This is a genomic window from Kurthia senegalensis (assembly GCF_000285595.1).
GTDB classification, from domain to species: Bacteria; Bacillota; Bacilli; order Bacillales_A; family Planococcaceae; genus Kurthia; species Kurthia senegalensis.
The window spans coordinates 235,858-253,872 of sequence record NZ_HE611065.1 but is presented as its reverse complement, the minus strand read 5'-3'; the positions used below and the strand labels follow the sequence as shown (position 1 = coordinate 253,872).

The window sequence follows — 18,015 nt, the reverse complement described above, 5'->3', positions numbered from 1 at the left end:
GATCTAATTATGAAAATTGTCGTATTGAGTGATACGCATGGAGATGGCACGATTATTCCACAAGTTATTGCTGCACATCCAGATGCAGATGCTTATTTTCATTGTGGAGATAGTGAACTTCCTTATGAAGATGAGCAAATACGAGCATGCATTCGTGTAAGAGGGAATTGCGATGCAGATGTCACGTACCCGACGGAAGAAGTGAAAGTTTTAGGGCAACGAACCATTTGGATGACGCACGGGCATTTATTCCGCGTGAAATCGACGTTAACGCCTCTAGCCTTTCGCGCGCAAGAAGTTGGCGCTGATATTGTGCTTTTCGGGCACTCACACGTCTTAGGTGCAGAACTAGTAGATCATGTACTATTTGTGAACCCAGGAAGCTTACGTTTGCCGAGAGGACGCAAAGAAAAAACGTATGCGGTCATCGAATCAGAAGGTACATCGTATACGATCCGATTTTTAGATGAACAACATCAATTAGTCGTCGAAACAAAAATTTAAATTCTATATTAAAAAAACATATTGACGTTATAAAAAACCTTTTGTATAATAAATAGTGTCGTAAGAGATTACGTCACTATAACGTCTCAGTAGCTCAGCTGGATAGAGCAACGCCCTTCTAAGGCGTCGGTCGGGGGTTCGAATCCCTCCTGGGACATCAAGGTTTAACAAAAAACACTTCAAATTCTTAGTGATAAGAGTTTGGGGTGTTTTTTGTTTTGCTATTACTTACGGTATACTAAAAGTAGCATAGTAATGGAGTGAATTTTATTTTTACATTTTATACGTTATTTTTAATCGGTATGTTATTATTTGTTGGTACGATCATATACACTATTTTTTGTATAAAAGACCGATCTATTTCGATTTTATCTAGTTTAAAAACAGGTTTATTTTTTATAGTAGGTATCGTTCTTTTATGGATGACGGTTCCGGATTTGAAAGCCATCGTATTCAAAGATTTCGTTGAGGTGAATGGTAGCTGCACGATTGACCAAAATAGCGGGAGACGCCATTCGGAACCAGTCGTGACGATCGTTGAATTGAATGAATCTTTTACTTTTCGAAATAAACCTGAACTGAGGGCATATGGTCCGGCAGTCGTATATGATTGCACGTTGAAAGTGACGAAAGATCATGCATTCGGTATCGCATATGAAATTTACGATAAGAAAACGAAGAAGTTGCTCGAAAAGGGTCAGTAAAAGTATGTAATTTCGGAGACATCTTTTTTTCTTTCTTTCGTTTTTAAAGAAGACAGTATATGATATTAAAGGAGAACGTTATATAAAGTAGGTGAATTACGTGGGAAAATATCAATTAGATACGAAAGGCCAAGTTGCTGTAACGAAGTTTCATGAGAAGCAAAAGCCAGCCCAATTCGATAAAAAGCAGCAGATTGAAAAAATAAAAGCTGCCTATTTGAAAAAGAAACAACAAAAAGAACAAAAATAATTATGTTAGAGAAGGCGACCGCCTTCTCTTTTTTTATGCGTGTAGAGATACTATTTCCTGGAAAATAAATTGGGATGTGAGTATGTATTTTTAAAATAATGGGTAAAAGATGACAGGAGGTGCTTAGTATGAAAATTGATGTTCAAAAAGTGCAAGAAACGAGACGTTCATTAAGAGAGCATGTGATGGAAACCATTTTACATGAATTTGATGTGGAGAGAATGGAATTGTCTCGTGAAAGTCGCCAGTCGAAATATGAGAAAATGGCAGAAAGTCCTTATCGTTTCTTTCGAGGTAGTGCGTATTTATTTTACTATGACGTATCAAAATTCCCGGAGTTGTATGATCGAACGACGACACAGCCTATTTGGATCCAAGGAGATATGCATATGGATAACTTCGGATGTTTCCAAAATGAAGTCGGTGACATCGTCTACGATGCAAATGATTTTGATGAAGGCTATGTAGGTTCTTACATGTACGACCTCGTACGCATGGCGGTTAGTATTGCACTGTATACAGATGCTGAACAAGTGGAAGAAAAGCAGCAAGTCGCGTTAATTGAACATTTTTTATACACATATTATGCACAAATCGATCGTTTCGCAACAGGAAAAGAAAATCCGGTCACAATGTCTTATACAGCCAAAAATACGAAAAAACCGATTAAAAAAATATTAAAAAAATTAGAAAGAAAGAAACAAGAACAATTCGTAACCGATTTAACGTATATCGATAGCGATGGACACCTTGTTTTTAACGAAAGTGATGAAATTAAGGTGTTACATGGAGCGCAAGAACAAGCGGTGCGCCGTGTAATAGAAGCATATGTTCAAACGATTTTCATGGACAAGAAAGTCACTTATAAAATTGGTCAAATTGCTTTGAAATTTGGATCCGGAACTGCGTCTATTGGGTTGGAACGATATTATATTTTAGTGGAAGGTGTACAGGATGCGAGTGGCACGAGAACATTGGTTTTAGAAATGAAAGAAGCAAGACCACCTGTTCCAGCTTATTTTTTACCGTACAACGAGCCGTTTTGGGAATTGTATGCACATCAAGGACAACGTGTCGTAGCGACACAAAAAGCGATGCATCACTTAGAAGATCCATATTTAGGCTATACGACAATTGGAACGAAAGAATATTACATTCGAGAACGTTCACCTTTTAAAAAGAAAGTGAAGCCGAAGCAATTGAAAACGGTGAAGGATTATGAAAAGACACTTGAAGTCATGGCGAAAGTTGCCGCAAAAATTCATGCTCGTGCAGAAGTCTTGACGACAACGACATATACGCATAGTGAACAAGAAATTATGAAAGCAATGAAAAATGCAGAGCGTTTTACAAGGACGATTAGTAGAATAGCTTTTTTATACAAACAACAAGTGAAAGTTGATTTTGAGATTTTTCAAAAGCTGATTCAGCGTTTACATTGAAGAAGGAAGAGAGAATGTTTTTCTGTTTCTCTCTTTTTTTATGATAAAATAAAAGTAACTACATATGTGTGAGAAGATGGTGCTTACGAGAGTAAGCTTAAAAGGGAAGTTTGGTGAAAATCCAACGCTGTCCCGCAACTGTAAGTAGGAGTCTTTTATAACGATGTCACTGATTATTCGGGAAGGCATAAAAGACGATGAATACGAGCCAGGAGACCTGCCATACTTTAGTACACACCAAATACCTACGTGGAGATAGGTGGTGTTTTGTGCGATTTAGAAAAGTCTGAAGGCAATAAGGTTTCTTCGTTTTACTTTTCAAGAACCCTTTTTTAGTTGCGTTAAAATCAGGCGGTTACGAAATTATTTTCGTTTATTTGAATTTGCATAAAATCGAACGCTATTTCTCTAAAGGGAATGGCGTTTTTTTATTTGGCTATGTATCAAAGGAGGAAAAAAGATGAATACAGATTTTGTTGAACAACTGTGGGCACTTATTATGAACAATCAAGTTTCTTTACAATTTAACAGTTTATATGAAATGAAAAAGGCACTAGAAGAACAATATCCGAATGATGCAACAGCGATTGCACAAGCATATCAAACGGTGCAACGTGAGTTAGTAGGCGCATAATGAAATGTAGAAGTAAATAAAAAGAACGTGCATGAGCTGCGCGTTCTTTTTAATTTGTATTAAAGTGATTTAATAGTAGAAATATTTGCGTAACGTTCTAAAAGGTCGAGTTGTCCTTTACGATTTGCACGGCGAATTAAAAACTTAGCAACGGCACGTTGAATACCGATTGGAATACCTGCAATCCACGTGTTTTGCAAATATAAAATGGCTGCTAAATGAGCGCTATTAATCGGTGTTCCTTTTTCGTCTGTATAACCATCGTCCATTAAACCGTAGTGAATGCGAACAGCCGATTCAAAATCACATGCTGGTGTTAAGTCAACGCGGAATGTGACCGGTTCGTCTGAAGTATTTGTAAAACGGTGGTTCTGATTTAATTCCACTGTAGCGGATTGACCAGCTGTTAATGTAAACGTTTCTTTTTGAATCGTTACTTCTAACGTTCCAGAAACGACGGTAAATGTTTCACGATATTGATCATGCTTATGTAATGGTGGGCCATCTCCGATCGGAGGTAACGTTACTTCTATTAAAGAATGTTCAACGCTACTTTCTAAAAATGTGATTTGTTCACCTGTAAATCGGTGTTTTGCGATAGAATTTGTCATTAAATAACTCCTTTTTAAATTTAAGTCTTAATTCCTATGATAAAGGAACTAAAATAGCTTTGCAAATATAAATGAATTTCTTTACAATTTTTATAAGGAGATGAAACCATGATTCAAACAGAATTGTATACGATGTGCTTAGTCGTAAAAGATGGAAAAGTATTATTGCTTAATCGGCCAGAAAAAAGAGGATTTCCTGGTTATGTTGGAGCTGGTGGGAAGGTAGAGTTTCCGGAAAGTATGTCGGAAGCGGCGATTCGAGAAGTGTATGAAGAAACCGGATTACGTGTTACGAACATACAGTTCAAAGGGATTGATGGATATTCCGATACGAAAAATAATTATCGATACACCGTTTATAATTATGTGGCAACACAATTCGAAGGAACTTTATTAGAAAATCCACCAGAAGGAAGTTTGCATTGGGTTGCGATCGAAGACGTGATGAAATTACCGATGCAAGACTGGTTTAGAAGGAGATTTCCATTATTTTTTGAAGCAGGTACATTTGAAATACATGAACAATGGGACGACGAGCAGCAACTAATGGAACATACGCGTATATATCGTTTATAAAGTGTTTTGATCGCTTTTTTGATGTGAAATTTAGAGAGATACGAACATTCTGACGCCGTTACATCTTTTTTTATTTCTTTTAATAGAGAAGTTTTTCAGACAGGTGTATACTTCTTAATGAGGTTTCGAACCGTTCAATCTTCAAAATACTCTTTCACTTTTTCCGAATGTTTTTCTTATTAATATATGGTAAGATTGTAGTGAGATTTGTTAATGACAATTTATCATCGTATGTCCATGAAGGGCTTACTTTATTAGTGAGAATATTCTGAACAGGAAGTGTCCGAAGTAAGTAGTTATTTTTCAATGAATGACTATGAATGTATGATGACGATTGTTCTTGTGGGACAAGCTACTATTCATAAATTGTAAATTAACAGAAATAGTTATTGTAAAGGAGAATTGGATATGTCAGAACAGACTACTCAATCACAATCTGTAAGTAAAGAACAACAAGACGTACTTGACCAATTATTAAACCCGGAAGTACAACAATCACTAACAACTTTAGTGAATGAACTTCCAAAATTAACAGAAATGATGACAACACTTACGAAAGCGTATGATGTTGCCCAAAGCTTAGCAACAGATAAAGTTTTCAAAAACGATATGGTAAGCGCAACGACTGAAATCGTTGGACCTGTTGTTAAATCAGCAAAAGGTCTTGCTGCGACAGCAATCGAAGCAAAAGATCGTGCAGCGGTTAGCCACGAACAAGTAGGCGTTTTCGGTTTATTAAAAATGTTAAAAGATCCACAAGTTCAAGGAACATTACGTTTCGTGAACGCATTTTTAGAAGTAAGCAAAGAAAACAAAGAACACTAATCATTCAAACACTGAGTATCATGGAGGTTTAAATAATGAAAAAAATCGTCATTTTAGGTGCAGGTTACGGCGGCGTCCTTTCTGCTTTAACTGTACGTCAATATGTTAATGCGAACGAAGCGGAAGTAACGGTTGTTAACCAATTCCCAACACATCAAATCATTACAGAATTACACCGCCTAGCAGGTGGTACAATTTCTGAAAAAGCGGTAGCGTTTGACTTAGGAAAATTATTCCGCGGCAAAAACGTAAACTTAAAAATTGCGAAAGTTGATTCATTCGACGTGAACGCAAAAGCAGTGAAATTAGACAATGGTGAAACATTATCATACGACGCATTAGTTGTCGGTCTAGGTTCTAAAACAGGTTACTTCGGTATCCCAGGACTTGAAGAAAATTCATTCGTTTTAAAATCAGTGGAAGATGCGAACAACTTACGCAACCACATTATTTCTAAAATTGAATCATACGCAAAAACAGGCGATAAAGCCGATGCAACCATCGTTATCGGTGGTGGTGGTTTAACAGGTGTCGAACTTGTTGGTGAAATCATCGACAACATGCCGAAAATCGCTGCAAAATACGGCGTAAAAGCAGAAGAATTAGACGTGAAATTAGTGGAAGCAGGCCCTCGTATTTTACCTGTATTACCACAAACATTAATTGAACGTGCGACAAAATCTCTTGCGGATCGTGGCGTAGAATTTTTAACAGGTCTTCCTGTAACAGGCGTTGAAGGTAACGTCGTATCATTAAAAGATGGTCAAAAAATTACGGCAAACACAATCGTTTGGACAGGTGGCGTAGCCCAATATCCAATCGTTGAACAAGCTGGCTTAGTTTGTAACCGCGGAAAAGCAGTCGTAAACGACTTCTTACAATCAGACTCACACCCAGACGTATTCGTCGTAGGGGATGCAGCAGCTGCATACGCACCAGGCGCAAACAAAGAAACAGATCGTCCATACCCACCAACAGCACAAAACGCATGGCAAATGGGTGAATTAGTTGGATACAACTTATTCGCTTATTTAAATGGCAAAGACATGAAAGCTTTCGCACCTGTTAACTCAGGTACATTAGCGTCATTAGGTCGTAAAGACGGCGTGGCAACAGTAGGTGGCAACAATACAGAACTAAAAGGATTAACCGCTTCATTAATGAAAGAAGCATCAAATATCCGTTACTTATCACATATTAAAGCACTTTACGGTTTAGCTTACTAAGCCGAAAATATGGTGATTACTAACGTACAATACAATATAGTTGCACGATAAAAGAAGGTATGATTTTATTCATACCTTCTTTTTATGTGTAGAAACAGTTTTTTATTAAGTATGGACAAAGTGGTGTATATAAAGTCCTTTTCTTTAAAAAGTTACTATCCTTTTATTCCTAATTATTTTTCTTTTTTTATAAATGTAATCAAAAAGTAATGTAACTTTTTCCATATTTACCTCTATAATTAAAAGTACAATTACTAAGGAGAGCAAATAAATGAATAGTTATTTAAAAAAATCGTCGCGGGGACATTTGCTTCCTTCCTCATGATTAGTCCGATGTTGGAAGTAGATGCAATAGCGACAACGAAGAAGTCTGCAGATGTGTTAAATCCAGTCGCAGCCGTAAAAATGAATAAGTTATTAAAATCGACAAATGTGCAAACAGCTGTTAGTGTACGAGATGCTAAAACGGGAAAAATATTGTATTCGTACAACCCAACAAAAATGATGTCAACAGCTTCTAATATGAAACTTTTAACAGCTGCAGCATCATTAAAAACTTTAGGTGAGAACTATCGTTTCACGACGAAATTACATACAACCGGTACAATTACGAAGACCGGTACTTTAAATGGAGACGTTTATTTACAAGGACAAGGGGATCCAACGTTTCATAAAGCAGATTTAACGATTTTCGCAAAACAGTTAAAAGCAAAAGGAATAAAAAAAATTAACGGAACCATTTACGGTGATGGCACGTGGTTTGATAAAAAATATTTAGCACCGGGAATTAATAAAGCAGATTCCCTTACTTACTACGGGGCGCCTGTTTCAGCATTATCGATTTCACCGAATGGCGACTATGATACAGGGGTTGTCGTTACGTACGCAACAGGTACGACAGTAGGAAAAAACCGAAAGTGACATTTAGTGCAAAAGGGCATTTGCAAGTTGTGAACCAAGCGGTAACAACAAAAAAAGGCTCTTCATCTAGACTATCTATTTCAAGAACATATGGTACGAATAAAATTGTCGTGAAAGGAACTGTAGCAGCGGGTAAGACTGTTTCGAAATGGTTATCTGTAGACGATCCGACGAAACATACGATGACGGTTTTCACAGATGAAATTAAAAAACAAGGAATCAAATTAAGTAACACTACTTATAAATTAAAAGCGACACCGAAAAAAGCGACGCTCGTAAAACAAGATTATTCACCGAAGTTATCGGAGATTTTAATTCCATTTATGAAATTGAGCAATAATGGAATTGCGGATACATTGACGAAAACAATGGGACAAAAAATGTATAAGACGGGTACGAACGCAGCAGGTGTGAAAGCAATACGCCGCTATGCGAATACGAAAAAAATTGCGGCTACTAAATGGACGTTTATTGATGGCTCAGGTTTATCGAGTCAAGACAAAGTAACGACGTCGACGATGACGAAATTTTTGTATGATGTACAAAAAGATACGTATTATAAATCGTATTTAACGAGCTTGCCAGTTGGTGGGAACTCAGCGCGTATGGTCGGCGGTTCTTTACGACATCGCTTCACATCGACTACTTTGAAAAATCGCGTCCAAGCAAAAACAGGTTCTATTAATGGCGTTCGTACGCTGAGTGGTTATGTGAAACAAAAAGATGGAGATCGAGTCATTATTTCAATCTTAACATCGAATACGAATACGACATCAACGATTGATTCGCTCGTTAAGACGATTATTAATGAAAAATAAGGAAATGTGGATGGTGTATTTCAATACTCTATCCACATTTTTTCGTTATTAATTACCATTTTATCCTTTTATTTACTAATATCAAATAGTTGATATATTTCCTAATTGTAAAATTTTTATACTATTACAAAAGGGAGTGGAACGATGAAAAAGATAAAATTATTGGCGATGAGTACATTATTAACGAGTGCGCTGTTCGCTTCAACGACAATTGACGCAAGTGCAGCAACAATTAATGCAGCTGGGAAGAAAAAGCTAACTGTATTAGCTAAACAAGCAGGTTCTGAAGGTATTGCGGTTCGTGATGCAAAAACTGGAAAAATGCTTTTCAGTTACAACAGCAACAAATTGTATACGCCCGCATCGAATATGAAAATTTTAACGGCAACTGCTGCGCTTAGTACACTTGGCGAAGAGTATCGTTTTACGACGACAATTAAGACGACAGGGAAGTTAAGTAAAAGCGGTACATTGGACGGGAACGTTTACTTAGTAGGCGAAGGAGATCCAAGTTTACAAAAGAAACATTTAAAGAAAATGGCGAAAAAATTAAAAAATCAAGGCATTAAAAAAGTAAAGGGCAACGTGTATGGTGATGATACGTGGTTTGATCGTAACTATTATGCGCCAGGTATATTGAAAATTGACAAACCTTATTACTACGGAGCGAAAGTATCTGCTTTAACGTTAGCACCTAATGACAATTACGGAACGGGGACAATGTATAGCGGCAGTCGACGTATACCTATTGGCAATCCGACAAGTTATACGTTAGCGGCCTTCGTTGCGGCATTAAAAGCAGAAGGAATTAAACTTTCTAAAAACACATATAAAGTGAAAGAAACACCGAAAACAGCAAAAGTAGCAGTTGAAAATCGTTCACCGAAGTTGTCTCAAATTATTTATCCTTTTATGAAATATAGCGATAATGCGATAGCTGATGTTCTCGTTAAGACGATGAGTCGTTCAATATATGAGAAAAAAGGAACGAATGCGAACGGTGTTCTTGTGATGAAGTCGTATGCTAAAGAAAACAAAGTAGACTCAAAAAAATGGAAGTTTGAAGATGGTTCAGGTATGTCACATAATAATAAAGTGACTGCTTCGCAACTATCTAAATATTTGTATCAAGAAACGAAAAAAGATTACTATAAAACGTTTTATAACAGCTTACCTGTAGGCGGTAAATCAGGGCTGACGGGTGGTACGTTAAATGGTCGTTTGAAATCTGTGAGTGGACGTGTTCATGCGAAAACAGGAACACTCGACAAAGGCGTCAATACACTGAGCGGTTATGTGACGAAAAGTGATGGAGAAAAAGTCGTCGTTAGCGTCTTAACGAAAGGGAGTTCTCGTTCAGCGATTGATGAAATTTACCGAACGATCGTAAAAAATTAATGTCAGAAGAAAAACCTCGCGTACGTATACGTGAGGTTTTTCTATTTCTACAAATTGTGGCACAATAAAAAATAAAATGTGTATACTTATTTATAAGGAATAAATTAAGTATGAATGAGGGATTGATTGTCATGAAATGTCTAATCGTAATGCAAGGAGAAACATATGAGGATGAACGGAAGCGCTCCGTTCTTGAAGCACCTACTTTAGATCGGGCGGGTGCAAAATATTTTTCTTGGGAAAAGATGAAAGACCTTCGACAAGGAGATGTTGTGTTTCACTACGTCAAAGGATGGATTCAAGCTGTAAGTGTCGTAACGAAAGAAACGGAAGTCGTCGAGTCGATGACCGTCCCGATGTATCGTGCTGAAGCAGCGTATACAGACTTAGATCGACCGCTATTAATCAGTCAGATTTTTGATGAGTTGGAGCCGCTTTTACCTGAGAAATATTCGCCATTTCAAAAAGATGGTAGTGGCAACGGGGGGTACTTATTCCCAATTCATACAGAACTCGCATTGCGACTCATTCATCATTTATTACAAGACGTCCAAGATTTATTAATTCAGCCTACTTTATTAGAAGAAACGAGTAATTTGACAGTATCATTACTTGCGCGTCTAACGGGGTGGAAACAGCAACTTGAATATCAGAATGAAGCGTTTTTAAAAGAGCGTCGTGTACAAATGATTGAACATCAAAAACAATGTGCGGTTTGCCACCTTTCATATGAAGCTTTATTACGTGCACCATTTTTGAAAATGCCTGAAAAGGGAACGGAAGTTGAGCGTACGTCTGAGTATAATGGCATCGTACTTTGTCACAACCATAGTACTTTATTCGAAAAAGGCTTGATTACAGTTAACCGAAAAGGGCAATTACTCGTTTCAGAAAAAATTATGGACTATCAATTTGCACTAGAATTGTATGAAGGACAGTCCATTGCGATACAAAAACAACAGAAAAAATATTTACAATGGCATGCGACACATATTTTTAAAAATAAGTAAGCACGCTTAAAAGGAGCATGGTCACATGACGGAAAAAAAACCGCAACAAAAGCAAAATGTCATTATGTTTCCAGGAACGATTGACCGTTTGAAAAGTCAGGCACATACGTATGCAGAAACGTATCAATACGATTTAGCTGTTGAGGCATTTGAAGAAGTACTTCGCTATGAAGAAGGAGAAGAGCAAATGCTCAGTGCATACGCTTTTTCTTTATTTGAAATTCGGAGATTTGCAGATGCACGAGCGGTTTGCGAACAACTTTTTCAAATGGGAACGGACCTTTATATAGAAGTAATGGAATTGTATTTATCTACGTGTATGGAACTAAGAGAGTTTCAGCACGTGGAAGAAATCATTTCGCAATTAATGACTGAAAACGTTATTCCTCCTCAAGCGATGGAACAATTTGAACATATTCGTGCTTTGAATGGACGCATTGCAGAAACAGCTGCACGAAAAGAACAACAAGCGTATGTAGAAGAAACGATTCAATCAGAAGATTATTTGCTCGATGCATTTTTTGAACAAAGTTTATGGAAGCAAATGCAATTGCTTCGCACGTTGCAACAAGCAAATGTAAGACCGTTTGCGACGAAATTAAAAAAATTATTGAAGCGGAAGAAGTCCATCCGATGATTCAATCGGTGGCGCTTTATATACTCGTTGAACAAGAAATTTCTATAGAAGTAAAAGTAACGAAATTTGGACATTCTCAACAGTTTAATGCACAAAAATTAGTACTTCCTGAACAAATGGACATCGTTAATCAAGTGATGGCACGAACGGAAGAAACCTTACAACAAGAAGTTTCGGCATATGACATGGTACAATACTTAATAGCGCGTCACATACTCGTTACGTACCCTTACGCTTGGTTTGATTATGAAGCGGAAGATGTTGCAGAAGGCTATGTAGATTACGTTCATCAAATGTTTGGACACGTTCAAGAAACGGATTATGATTTGATGAACTTTCTTTCAGAACTTGAAAAATTTTCAGAGTTGCCAGAAGCATGAAAATGAGTTGAAACTAGACGGAACTATGATATACTAAAACAGTTATCAAAGTAGCGCGAAGACACATAATAAAGCTCTTTGAATTTAATTTTGGAGGTATGACACATGTCAGCAAAATGGGAAAAACAAGAAGGTAACAACGGTTTATTAACAATCGAAGTTCCTGCTGAAGAAGTAAATGCAGCATTAGATGCAGCATTCAAAAAAGTAGTAAAACAAATTAACGTACCAGGTTTCCGTAAAGGTAAAATGCCTCGTCACTTATTTGAAAAAAAATTTGGCGTGGAATCTTTATACCAAGATGCTTTTGATATTTTAATCAACAGCAACTACCCTAAAGCAATCGATGAAACTGGTATTTCTCCAGTAGATCAACCAGAAATCGACTTCGCTCCAGATGCACTAGGTAAAAACAAACCTTTCACTTTCACAGCGAAAGTTGTTGTTATTCCAGAAGTACAACTAGGCGATTACAAAGGTTTAGAAGTAACAAAAGAAACTACTGAAGTAACAGATGCAGAAGTAGAAGAAATCATTGCTGAAAACCAAAAACGTCTTGCTGAACTAGTAGTTAAAGAAGACGGTGCTGTTGAAAACGGTGATACTGCTGTAATCGACTTCGAAGGCTTCCAAGATGGCGTAGCATTCGATGGTGGTAAAGGTGACGATTACGCTCTTGAAATCGGTTCTGGTTCATTCATCCCAGGTTTCGAAGAACAATTAATCGGTGCTAAATCTGGCGAAGAAAAAGAAGTAGAAATTACTTTCCCAGAAGAATACCACGCTGCTGAATTAGCTGGTAAACCTGCAGTATTCAAAGTGACTGTTAAAGAAATCAAAGCGAAAGAACTTCCAGAATTAAATGACGATTTAGCTTCAGAAATCGACAGCGAAGTTGACACTTTAGATGCTTTACGCGCTAAACTAAAAGAAACTACTGCTAAACAAAAAGAAGAAGCTGCAGAAGGTAAATTACGTGACGATTTAGTAGAAAAAGCTGCTGCTAACGCTACAATCGAACTTCCTGAAGCTATGGTTGAAACTGAATTAAACCGTATGTTACAAGAATTTAACCAACAACTTTCTATGCAAGGTTTAAACCTTGAATTATACTTCCAATTAACAAATACTGATGAAGCTGCATTCAAAGCTGAACGTAAAGAAGAAGCTGACCAACGTGTACGCGTATCATTAGTATTAGATGCAATTGCTGAAGCAGAAGGTATTGAAGCTTCTGAAGAAGACGTAAATGCTGAATTAGCTAAAATGGCTGAACAATTCAAAATGACTACTGACCAAATTTTAGCAGCTCTTGGTGGTACTTCAATCATCACTCATGATGTTAAAGTACAAAAAACTGTTGAATTCTTAGTTGAAAACGCTAAAATCGCTTAATTTTTCTTCTAATTCAAATGGATTAGTTTGATCAATAAGTAACAAAATGAAACAAGGTACGGTTTTCTCCGTACCTTGTTTTGTCATACATAGAGCTATTGATACGTTATAGTTGCGAAACGTACTATTATCTTGTAACATTGGCTTGAATAGGGGTGAAGTAATTGTTTAAATTTAATGATGAGACAGGCAATTTAAAATGTTCTTTCTGTGGTAAACCACAAGAACAAGTTCGTAAACTTGTGGCAGGTCCTGGTGTATATATTTGTGATGAATGTATCGACCTTTGCTCCGAAATTGTCGTTGAAGAACTTGGTACAGAAGAATCAGTTGAGGTTAAAGAAATTCCGAAACCTCAAGAAATCCGTTCGATTTTAGACGGTTACGTAATCGGTCAAGATCGTGCTAAAAAAGCCCTTTCTGTTGCAGTATACAATCACTACAAACGTGTGAATTCAAATAGTAAAATTGATGATGTAGAGCTTTCAAAATCAAATATTGTTTTAATCGGACCTACAGGTAGCGGTAAAACATTATTAGCTCAAACGCTAGCTCGTATTATCGATGTACCATTTGCCATTGCAGATGCGACTTCTTTAACAGAAGCCGGTTATGTAGGGGAAGACGTTGAAAATATTTTATTAAAATTAATCCAAGCAGCGGATTACGATATTGAACGTGCCCAAAAAGGGATTATTTATATTGATGAAATTGATAAAGTAGCACGCAAATCTGAAAATCCATCAATTACGAGAGATGTTTCAGGCGAAGGTGTACAACAAGCTTTATTAAAAATTCTTGAAGGAACGACTGCAAGTGTTCCTCCTCAAGGTGGACGTAAACACCCACATCAAGAATTTTTACAAATCGATACGACAAACATTTTATTCATCGTCGGTGGTGCATTTGATGGTATCGAACAAATTATTAAACGTCGTTTAGGTTCTAAAGTGATTGGCTTCGGTTCAGAACAGAAGAAAGTAGAAGATCAAAACTTTATGAAGCATTTAATTCCAGAAGATTTATTAAAATTCGGTTTAATTCCAGAATTTATTGGTCGCTTGCCAGTATTGGCTAGCCTGGAACGTCTCGATGAAGATGCACTTGTACAAATTTTAACAGAACCTAAAAACTCGCTAACGAAACAATATGAAAAAATGTTGGAACTCGATGGCGTTGAATTAGTGTTTGAAAAAGATGCGTTATTTGAAATTGCGAAAGAAGCAATTGAACGTAAAACAGGTGCTCGTGGACTTCGTTCAATTATTGAAGATACGATGTTAGACGTTATGTTTGAATTACCTTCTCGTGGAGACGTAGTGAAATGCATCATTACGAAAGAAACGTTGCAAGATCAAGCGCGTCCAACGTTAGTTCTTGAAGATGGAACTGAAGTTCAAGGCGATGCAAAAACTTCAGCTTAATGAAATGTAATGCTGGCTTCGATTGTGTCATATTGTACCAGTCGAAGCCATTTTTTTATGTCATTTTTCAACTGTAAAAAATAATGGAGGTGAGTTGGCATGGCGACAAATCAACATATACCGATGATTCCTTTAAGAGGACTAATCGTTTATCCAAAACAATCGATACATATTGATGTTGGGCGACAACGATCAATGGCAGCTGTCGATGAAGTAATGGAAACTGACCAACTTTTATATTTAGTAACACAAAAGCAAGCAGCGACAGAACAACCGAGTAGAGAAGATTTTTACGAAACAGGTGTCATAGCGAAAGTGACACAACTCGTTAAATTACCGAACAATACATTCCGACTCGTTGTAGAAGGCGTGTACCGAGCAAAACATACAGAAATTATCGAATCGAAAGACGTCACATACGTAAATGTAGAAACGTTTGATGAACAATCAGGTGATCCGATTATGACGGAAAGTATGGCACGTATGATTACCGATCAATTTACACGTTACGTTAAAGTGGCAGGACGTATTCCACTAGATGTGATTGATACAGCAAATGAACTAGAATCAGCTTCAGAACTTGTAGACTTCATTGCGAGTCAATTGCCATTTAAAATGCGTACGAAACAGCTGTTTTTACAGACATTTGATATGAATGAACGATTAGAATTAATGCTTACTCATTTAAAAGAAGAGCAAGAAATTTTAATTATGGAAAAACGAATCGGCGGTAAAGTAAAACGTGCGATGGAAAAAACGCAAAAAGATTTTTATTTACGTGAGCAAATGAAAGCTATTCAACAAGAGCTTGGTGACAAAGATGGGAAGCAAAAAGATAGCGAATTGTTACGTGAAAAAATCGAAGCGGCTCATATGCCAGAGTCAACGAAAGCGTTGGCATTAAAAGAATTACAACGCTATGAAGCAATCCCTGTTCAAGCGGCGGAAAGCAGTGTAATCCGAAATTATTTAGATTGGATTGTTAGCATTCCTTGGTCAAACGCGACGGTTGATCGTCATAATTTGAAAAAGGCGGAGCAAATTTTAAATAAAGATCATGAAGGTCTTGAAAAAGTAAAAGAACGTATTTTAGAATTCCTAGCAGTTCAACAACTAAAAGGGGAACTAAAAGGACCGATTTTATGTTTAGTAGGACCTCCAGGTGTTGGTAAAACGTCTCTTGCACAGTCGATTGCCAAATCACTGAATCGTGAATTCGTACGTATGTCACTCGGTGGTGTGCGTGATGAATCAGAAATTCGTGGACATAGAAGAACGTATGTCGGCGCAATGCCAGGTCGTATTATCCAAGGGATGAAAAAAGCAGGAACGATTAATCCGGTCTTTTTACTAGATGAAATCGATAAAATGGCGAATGATTTTAGAGGAGATCCTTCAGCAGCGATGCTTGAAGTGCTAGATCCAGAACAAAATGGTACGTTTAGTGACCATTTCATTGAAGAACCGTATAATTTATCAGATGTATTATTCGTTGCGACAGCCAATGATTTAGGTGGTATTCCAGGGCCGCTACGTGATCGTATGGAAATTATTCAACTTTCGGGCTATACAGAAATGGAGAAAATAGCGATTGCTAAAAATCATTTACTCCCTCAACAAATTGAAGCGCACGGTTTAACGAAATCACAGTTGCAAGTACGTAGTGATGTATTGGAACAATGTGTTCGTTACTATACGCGAGAAGCGGGTGTTCGTGGATTAAATCGTTTGATGGCATCTCTTTGCCGTAAAGCAGCAGGTAAAATTGTGCGAGATGACCAGAAAAAAGTAATAATTACGACAAAAAATATTGATCAGTTTTTAGGGAAAAAGAAATTTAGTTACGGTCAAGCGAATGCTGAAAATATTGTCGGTGTTGCGACAGGATTGGCATACACGACAGCTGGTGGCGATACGTTACAAATTGAAGTATCGGTACTACCGGGGAATGGTAAAATCCAATTAACGGGTCAATTAGGCGATGTGATGAAAGAATCTGCACAAACAGCACTTTCATACGTTCGTTCAAAACAACAAACGTACGGTGTCACTGAAAATTATTTTGAGAAACACGATGTGCACATTCACGTACCAGAAGGAGCCGTTCCGAAAGATGGTCCTTCTGCAGGAGTGACGATGGTAACTGCATTAACTTCTGCTATAATAAATAAGGCAATTCGGAAAGAAGTCGGAATGACAGGCGAGGTAACGTTACGTGGCCGCGTATTGCCAATTGGTGGCTTGAAAGAAAAATCATTAAGTGCGCATCGTGCGGGCTTAACGACGATTATTATTCCGAAAGAAAATGAACGTGATTTAGAAGATATTCCAGAAACTGTTCGTGAACAGTTGACTTTCCATCCGGTAAGTCATGTGGAAGAAGTGCTTCAAATTGCATTAGATGGAGGCAACAAATAAATGAAAGTCCATAATGTAGACATGATTATGAGTGCGGTAAAACCAGAACAATATCCAGAAGAGGGGTATCCTGAGTTTGCACTTGCTGGTCGTTCAAATGTTGGTAAATCATCATTTATCAATCGTATGATTGGACGTAAAGCTTTGGCGCGTATTTCTGCAAAACCAGGGAAAACACAAACGCTAAACTTCTACAAAATCGAAGAGCAATTGTTCTTCGTTGACGTACCAGGTTACGGGTATGCAAAAGTTTCAAAAAAAGAACGTGAAGCATGGGGGAAAATGATTGAAACGTATTTAGTGGCACGTCGCCAACTAAAAGCAGTTATTCAAATTATTGATTTACGCCATGAACCGTCCGATGAAGATTGCATGATGTATGATTTTTTAAAACATTACAATATCCCAACAATTTTAATCGCAACGAAAGCAGATAAAGTTAAAAAAGGGAAATGGGACCACCATTTGAAAATTATTCGAAATGTATTAGACAAAGACCCGAACGATCCAATCATTTTATTCTCTTCTGAAACAGGTAAAGGGTTCGATGAAGCATGGGCTGAAATCGAAAAATATTTAGTTGTAGACGAAGAAGAAATAACAACGGAAGAACTTTAATGAGAAAAGCTACAAGCATCTATGAATGTTTGTAGCTTTTTTTGTGACAAAGTTTAGACAAAATCTTAAATTCAAGGCAACAACATTGAAATCTCATCAAGAACGTTGTAAACTGTAATTTGTAATCATTCTAAAGTAGATAATCGTTCAATTGAGCAGTCACGTATTCAGAAAAATTGAAGCGGAACGATATGCTATAATAAAGAAGTTAATTTGAACGTGAG

The 18,015-nt window shown here is 37.2% G+C and carries 19 protein-coding genes, 1 tRNA gene and 1 riboswitch; of the genes, 19 read left to right on the top strand and 1 reads right to left on the bottom strand.

Annotation, left to right across the window (positions count from 1 at the left end; all coding sequences use genetic code 11):
• Positions 1-9 precede the first annotated feature (9 nt).
• The 6 genes from KSHG_RS06620 (at position 10) to KSHG_RS18300 (ending at position 3,534) form a co-directional block, all read left to right on the top strand.
• A complete protein-coding gene (locus tag KSHG_RS06620; protein WP_010303645.1) occupies positions 10-504 on the top strand; it encodes a metallophosphoesterase in 495 nt (164 codons plus the stop codon).
• A gap of 83 nt (positions 505-587) precedes the next feature.
• Positions 588-661 (top strand) — tRNA-Arg (locus KSHG_RS06615).
• 103 nt (positions 662-764) lie between these two features.
• Positions 765-1,208, top strand: coding sequence for a hypothetical protein (locus KSHG_RS06610; RefSeq protein ID WP_010303642.1), 444 nt, complete (start codon positions 765-767; stop codon positions 1,206-1,208).
• Positions 1,209-1,308: 100 nt separating this feature from the next.
• On the top strand, positions 1,309-1,458 hold the full coding sequence (locus tag KSHG_RS18540) for a hypothetical protein (RefSeq protein ID WP_026022526.1): 150 nt from the start codon (positions 1,309-1,311) through the stop codon (positions 1,456-1,458).
• Between the two features lie 128 nt (positions 1,459-1,586).
• Positions 1,587-2,900 carry a DUF2252 family protein gene (locus tag KSHG_RS06600; RefSeq protein WP_010303638.1) on the top strand — a complete coding sequence of 438 codons (1,314 nt, stop codon included), beginning with the start codon at positions 1,587-1,589 and terminating at the stop codon, positions 2,898-2,900.
• A gap of 60 nt (positions 2,901-2,960) precedes the next feature.
• Positions 2,961-3,139, top strand: a riboswitch (cobalamin riboswitch).
• Positions 3,140-3,360: 221 nt separating this feature from the next.
• Positions 3,361-3,534 (top strand): hypothetical protein, encoded by a 174-nt coding sequence (locus KSHG_RS18300; protein ID WP_010303636.1) that lies wholly within the window; start codon positions 3,361-3,363, stop codon positions 3,532-3,534.
• Between the two features lie 59 nt (positions 3,535-3,593).
• On the opposite strand, the gene KSHG_RS16285 is transcribed toward KSHG_RS18300, so the two are convergent.
• Positions 3,594-4,145: a cupin domain-containing protein gene (locus KSHG_RS16285; RefSeq protein WP_010303634.1), complete on the bottom strand. Its 552-nt coding sequence runs from the start codon at positions 4,143-4,145 to the stop codon at positions 3,594-3,596.
• Between the two features lie 108 nt (positions 4,146-4,253).
• Here KSHG_RS16285 and KSHG_RS06585 point away from each other — a divergent pair, with 108 nt between their 5' ends.
• The 13 genes from KSHG_RS06585 (at position 4,254) to yihA (ending at position 17,791) form a co-directional block, all read left to right on the top strand.
• Positions 4,254-4,721, top strand: a complete 468-nt coding sequence (locus KSHG_RS06585) for an 8-oxo-dGTP diphosphatase (RefSeq protein WP_010303632.1) — start codon at positions 4,254-4,256, stop codon at positions 4,719-4,721.
• Positions 4,722-5,129: 408 nt separating this feature from the next.
• The gene (locus KSHG_RS06580; protein ID WP_010303630.1) at positions 5,130-5,546 is read left to right on the top strand and encodes a DUF1641 domain-containing protein; all 417 of its coding nucleotides are present in this window, start codon (positions 5,130-5,132) and stop codon (positions 5,544-5,546) included.
• 32 nt (positions 5,547-5,578) lie between these two features.
• Positions 5,579-6,772 (top strand): NAD(P)/FAD-dependent oxidoreductase, encoded by a 1,194-nt coding sequence (locus KSHG_RS06575; protein WP_026022525.1) that lies wholly within the window; start codon positions 5,579-5,581, stop codon positions 6,770-6,772.
• Between the two features lie 333 nt (positions 6,773-7,105).
• The gene (dacB, locus tag KSHG_RS18950) at positions 7,106-7,693 is read left to right on the top strand and encodes a D-alanyl-D-alanine carboxypeptidase/D-alanyl-D-alanine endopeptidase (protein WP_210432973.1); all 588 of its coding nucleotides are present in this window, start codon (positions 7,106-7,108) and stop codon (positions 7,691-7,693) included.
• The gene (dacB, locus tag KSHG_RS18945) at positions 7,690-8,511 is read left to right on the top strand and encodes a D-alanyl-D-alanine carboxypeptidase/D-alanyl-D-alanine endopeptidase (RefSeq protein WP_010303625.1); all 822 of its coding nucleotides are present in this window, start codon (positions 7,690-7,692) and stop codon (positions 8,509-8,511) included. The genes dacB (KSHG_RS18950) and dacB (KSHG_RS18945) overlap by 4 nt, the downstream gene beginning before the upstream one ends.
• Before the next feature lie 144 nt (positions 8,512-8,655).
• On the top strand, positions 8,656-9,909 hold the full coding sequence (gene dacB / locus KSHG_RS06565; protein ID WP_010303623.1) for a D-alanyl-D-alanine carboxypeptidase/D-alanyl-D-alanine endopeptidase: 1,254 nt from the start codon (positions 8,656-8,658) through the stop codon (positions 9,907-9,909).
• 131 nt (positions 9,910-10,040) lie between these two features.
• Positions 10,041-10,919, top strand: coding sequence for an HNH endonuclease (locus KSHG_RS06560; RefSeq protein ID WP_147630495.1), 879 nt, complete (start codon positions 10,041-10,043; stop codon positions 10,917-10,919).
• A gap of 25 nt (positions 10,920-10,944) precedes the next feature.
• Positions 10,945-11,556: a hypothetical protein gene (locus KSHG_RS17980; RefSeq protein ID WP_010303620.1), complete on the top strand. Its 612-nt coding sequence runs from the start codon at positions 10,945-10,947 to the stop codon at positions 11,554-11,556.
• On the top strand, positions 11,553-11,936 hold the full coding sequence (locus KSHG_RS17975) for a hypothetical protein (RefSeq protein WP_010303617.1): 384 nt from the start codon (positions 11,553-11,555) through the stop codon (positions 11,934-11,936). Before KSHG_RS17980 ends, KSHG_RS17975 begins: the two co-directional genes overlap by 4 nt.
• Positions 11,937-12,041: 105 nt before the next feature.
• Entirely contained in the window at positions 12,042-13,331 is a 1,290-nt protein-coding gene (tig, locus tag KSHG_RS06550; RefSeq protein WP_010303615.1) for a trigger factor, read from the top strand.
• Between the two features lie 164 nt (positions 13,332-13,495).
• On the top strand, positions 13,496-14,755 hold the full coding sequence (clpX, locus tag KSHG_RS06545) for an ATP-dependent protease ATP-binding subunit ClpX (protein ID WP_010303613.1): 1,260 nt from the start codon (positions 13,496-13,498) through the stop codon (positions 14,753-14,755).
• Positions 14,756-14,854: 99 nt separating this feature from the next.
• Positions 14,855-17,173, top strand: a complete 2,319-nt coding sequence (gene lon, locus KSHG_RS06540; protein ID WP_010303611.1) for an endopeptidase La — start codon at positions 14,855-14,857, stop codon at positions 17,171-17,173.
• The gene (gene yihA / locus KSHG_RS06535; protein WP_010303609.1) at positions 17,174-17,791 is read left to right on the top strand and encodes a ribosome biogenesis GTP-binding protein YihA/YsxC; all 618 of its coding nucleotides are present in this window, start codon (positions 17,174-17,176) and stop codon (positions 17,789-17,791) included. It begins immediately after the preceding gene.
• Positions 17,792-18,015: the final 224 nt, after the last annotated feature.

Coding starts and splice junctions, on each gene's coding strand:
- dacB (WP_210432973.1), top strand. CDS start 7,106: ATGTTGGAAGTAGATGCAATAGCGACAACGAAGAAGTCTGCAGATGTG.
- KSHG_RS06560 (WP_147630495.1), top strand. CDS start 10,041: ATGAAATGTCTAATCGTAATGCAAGGAGAAACATATGAGGATGAACGG.
- yihA (WP_010303609.1), top strand. CDS start 17,174: ATGAAAGTCCATAATGTAGACATGATTATGAGTGCGGTAAAACCAGAA.
- tig (WP_010303615.1), top strand. CDS start 12,042: ATGTCAGCAAAATGGGAAAAACAAGAAGGTAACAACGGTTTATTAACA.
- KSHG_RS06585 (WP_010303632.1), top strand. CDS start 4,254: ATGATTCAAACAGAATTGTATACGATGTGCTTAGTCGTAAAAGATGGA.
- KSHG_RS17975 (WP_010303617.1), top strand. CDS start 11,553: ATGATTCAATCGGTGGCGCTTTATATACTCGTTGAACAAGAAATTTCT.
- KSHG_RS18300 (WP_010303636.1), top strand. CDS start 3,361: ATGAATACAGATTTTGTTGAACAACTGTGGGCACTTATTATGAACAAT.
- KSHG_RS17980 (WP_010303620.1), top strand. CDS start 10,945: ATGACGGAAAAAAAACCGCAACAAAAGCAAAATGTCATTATGTTTCCA.
- lon (WP_010303611.1), top strand. CDS start 14,855: ATGGCGACAAATCAACATATACCGATGATTCCTTTAAGAGGACTAATC.
- KSHG_RS16285 (WP_010303634.1), bottom strand. CDS start 4,145: ATGACAAATTCTATCGCAAAACACCGATTTACAGGTGAACAAATCACA.
- KSHG_RS06620 (WP_010303645.1), top strand. CDS start 10: ATGAAAATTGTCGTATTGAGTGATACGCATGGAGATGGCACGATTATT.
- KSHG_RS06580 (WP_010303630.1), top strand. CDS start 5,130: ATGTCAGAACAGACTACTCAATCACAATCTGTAAGTAAAGAACAACAA.
- dacB (WP_010303623.1), top strand. CDS start 8,656: ATGAAAAAGATAAAATTATTGGCGATGAGTACATTATTAACGAGTGCG.
- KSHG_RS06600 (WP_010303638.1), top strand. CDS start 1,587: ATGAAAATTGATGTTCAAAAAGTGCAAGAAACGAGACGTTCATTAAGA.